This is a genomic window from Aurantiacibacter xanthus (assembly GCF_003584015.1).
In the GTDB taxonomy this organism is placed as follows: domain Bacteria; phylum Pseudomonadota; class Alphaproteobacteria; order Sphingomonadales; family Sphingomonadaceae; genus Alteraurantiacibacter; species Alteraurantiacibacter xanthus.
Map to the genome: position 1 here is coordinate 32,703 of NZ_QXFM01000141.1, position 3,285 is coordinate 35,987.

A 3,285-nucleotide genomic window follows, 5' to 3' on the forward strand; every position below is an offset into this window, starting at 1 on the left:
TCGCCCTATTCAGACTCGCTTTCGCTGCGCCTACACCTAACGGCTTAAGCTTGCTTGCTAGATTAAGTCACTGACCCATTATGCAAGAGGTACGCTGTCACCCCCTATGGGGCTCCAACTGATTGTAAGCATTCGGTTTCAGGTACTGTTTCACTCCCCTAATCGGGGTGCTTTTCACCTTTCCCTCACGGTACTGTGTTCGCTATCGGTCATGTACGAGTATTTAGGCTTGGAGGGTGGTCCCCCCATGTTCAGACAGGATTTCACGTGTCCCGCCCTACTCAAGTCCTTCATCATCACTTTCGCATACGGGGCTGTCACCCGCTATGGCCACACTTTCCAGAGTGTTCTGCTAGTTGAAATGAAGGCACTGGCCTGGTCCCGGTTCGCTCGCCACTACTACGGGAATCTCGGTTGATGTCTTTTCCTCCAGGTACTGAGATGTTTCAGTTCCCCGGGTTAGCTTCACCAAGCCTATATATTCAGCAAGGTGATACCCTATCCACCTCTTCTACAATCCCCAAAGGGATCACAGAGGAAATGGTGAGGGTGGGTTTCCCCATTCGGAAATCGCCGGATCGAAGCTTGCTCACAGCTCCCCGACGCTTATCGCAGCGTGCCACGTCCTTCATAGCCTGTACATGCCAAGGCATCCACCAAATGCTCTTACCTCACGCTTGAGAATCCACACCATCAACGACAAGTCTGCATAACGCTTGCCGATACAATGGCGCGGAGGAATTATCTCAGCCAGATAATCAATTTGATTGATTTGCGATTTGCCATCGACTGGACCAGACCCAAAGGCCTTGCCAGCACGACGACACCTCGCGGCATCGATTTAAAAACCCATTCACAATGTCAAAGACGGCAACCAGTGTTGCCTACCCGCCAAGGCGGGATCCGCTTTCTCTTCATCTCTGGAAATACTTGCCTGGTGGAGCCTATCGGGATCGAACCGATGACCTGATGCTTGCAAAGCAACCGCTCTCCCAGCTGAGCTAAGGCCCCTTACCCAGACAACAAGCAACCCTCGAACCCGAAGGGTTCGCAAGGCCGACCGGCCGTCGGCGTTAGCCGAAAGCCGAGCCGCCGGATGGCGGCGCTGGCGCTTGAAGCCAAACAAATGGTGGGCCTGGGTGGATTCGAACCACCGACCTCACCCTTATCAGGGGTGCGCTCTAACCAACTGAGCTACAGGCCCATGCGCCACAAGCGGGCCAAACGGCCGCGGGCGGCATAAGCCAGCTCAGGCGTAAACACGACAGACATGAGCCTGTGTGTCTTTCCAGTGATGAAGGGACATGAGGACGACGGCAATGTTCTTTGGAAACGGAGGAAGCACTTCCGAACGCGAGGTCCGGCGCTTTCCGCCAATATCCTTAGAAAGGAGGTGATCCAGCCGCAGGTTCCCCTACGGCTACCTTGTTACGACTTCACCCCAGTCGCTGATCCCACCGTGGCTGGCTGCCTCCTAAAAGGTTAGCGCACCATCTTCGGGTGAAACCAACTCCCATGGCGTGACGGGCGGTGTGTACAAGGCCTGGGAACGTATTCACCGCGGCATGCTGATCCGCGATTACTAGCGATTCCGCCTTCATGCTCTCGAGTTGCAGAGAACAATCCGAACTGAGACAACTTTTGGAGATTAGCTCACCCTCGCGGGATAGCTGCCCACTGTAGTTGCCATTGTAGCACGTGTGTAGCCCAGCCTGTAAGGGCCATGAGGACTTGACGTCATCCCCACCTTCCTCCGGCTTATCACCGGCGGTTTCCTTAGAGTGCCCAACTAAATGATGGCAACTAAGGACGAGGGTTGCGCTCGTTGCGGGACTTAACCCAACATCTCACGACACGAGCTGACGACAGCCATGCAGCACCTGTCACTCTGTCCCGAAGGAAAAAATCAGTCTCCTGATTCGTCAGAGGATGTCAAAGGCTGGTAAGGTTCTGCGCGTTGCTTCGAATTAAACCACATGCTCCACCGCTTGTGCAGGCCCCCGTCAATTCCTTTGAGTTTTAATCTTGCGACCGTACTCCCCAGGCGGATAACTTAATGCGTTAGCTGCGCCACCCAAGTTCTATGAACCCGGACAGCTAGTTATCATCGTTTACGGCGTGGACTACCAGGGTATCTAATCCTGTTTGCTCCCCACGCTTTCGCACCTCAGCGTCAATACTTGTCCAGCGAGTCGCCTTCGCCACTGGTGTTCTTCCGAATATCTACGAATTTCACCTCTACACTCGGAATTCCACTCGCCTCTCCAAGATTCTAGCATTGCAGTTTCAAGGGCAGTTCCGGGGTTGAGCCCCGGGATTTCACCCCTGACTTACGACGCCGCCTACGTGCGCTTTACGCCCAGTATTTCCGAACAACGCTAGCCCCCTCCGTATTACCGCGGCTGCTGGCACGGAGTTAGCCGGGGCTTATTCTCCCGGTACTGTCATTATCATCCCGGGTAAAAGAGCTTTACAACCCTAAGGCCTTCATCACTCACGCGGCATTGCTGGATCAGGCTTGCGCCCATTGTCCAATATTCCCCACTGCTGCCTCCCGTAGGAGTCTGGGCCGTGTCTCAGTCCCAGTGTGGCTGATCATCCTCTAAGACCAGCTAAGGATCGTCGCCTTGGTGAGCCATTACCTCACCAACTAGCTAATCCTACGCGGGCCCATCCAAAGGCGATAAATCTTTGGTCCGAAGACATTATCCGGTATTAGCAGCGATTTCTCACTGTTATTCCGAACCTAAGGGCAGGTTCCCACGCGTTACGCACCCGTGCGCCACTAGCTCCGAAGAGCTCGTTCGACTTGCATGTGTTAGGCATGCCGCCAGCGTTCGTTCTGAGCCAGGATCAAACTCTCAAGTTTGTGTCACACACCAATCAGACACGGGGATAACCCCGCTAACCCAACTGGCATGAGCTTCAAGGAGCCGATACCTGCACTGTCAAACGTAATGGATACGAAGGACATGCTTGACATCATCCAGACCGTGGTAGGTCCGAACAATGCGGCTCGGCTTATGAATACCGGTACACGCGGCCTTGAGCTCCGCGGACCGGGCGCCGTCGCCCACATGTCCCTTCATCTAAAATCAACGATGTCAAAGAACCACCAAACTCAAAAGCGGACAGCGATCGGTTCCCCGATTTTCACCGGGGGAGCCGGCTATCCGTCAAATTTGGCGACCGTTGCGGATGCGCCGGTCGAAACCGTCAGCGCCGCGTCGGTGGAGCCCATCTAGGCCCGACCCAGGATTCGGTCAACACCCAAATTGCAGTTTT

General features: G+C 54.7%; 1 protein-coding gene, 2 tRNA genes and 2 rRNA genes (1 of these 5 cut by a window edge). 1 reads left to right on the top strand and 4 read right to left on the bottom strand.

Annotated elements, in window-relative coordinates:
• From D2V17_RS19135 to D2V17_RS19150, 4 genes are all read right to left on the bottom strand, one after another.
• Positions 1 to 680: ribosomal RNA gene (locus D2V17_RS19135) — 23S ribosomal RNA — on the bottom strand; it reaches 2,111 nt to the left of the window's first position.
• Positions 681 to 935: 255 nt separating this feature from the next.
• Positions 936 to 1,011, bottom strand: a tRNA-Ala gene (locus D2V17_RS19140).
• Positions 1,012 to 1,127: 116 nt separating this feature from the next.
• Positions 1,128 to 1,204: transfer RNA gene (locus tag D2V17_RS19145), tRNA-Ile, on the bottom strand.
• A 182-nt stretch (positions 1,205 to 1,386) separates the two neighbouring features.
• Positions 1,387 to 2,869: ribosomal RNA gene (locus tag D2V17_RS19150) — 16S ribosomal RNA — on the bottom strand.
• The 16S and 23S rRNA genes sit together here with 2 tRNA genes alongside, the layout of an rRNA operon.
• Before the next feature lie 88 nt (positions 2,870 to 2,957).
• Here D2V17_RS19150 and D2V17_RS19155 point away from each other — a divergent pair.
• Entirely contained in the window at positions 2,958 to 3,245 is a 288-nt protein-coding gene (locus D2V17_RS19155; protein WP_119592503.1) for a hypothetical protein, read from the top strand.
• The last annotated feature ends 40 nt before the right edge of the window (positions 3,246 to 3,285 follow it).

What these genes read in the sequence shown, in the direction of transcription:
- D2V17_RS19155 (WP_119592503.1), top strand. Translation starts at nt 2,958, where the DNA reads ATGGATACGAAGGACATGCTTGACATCATCCAGACCGTGGTAGGTCCG.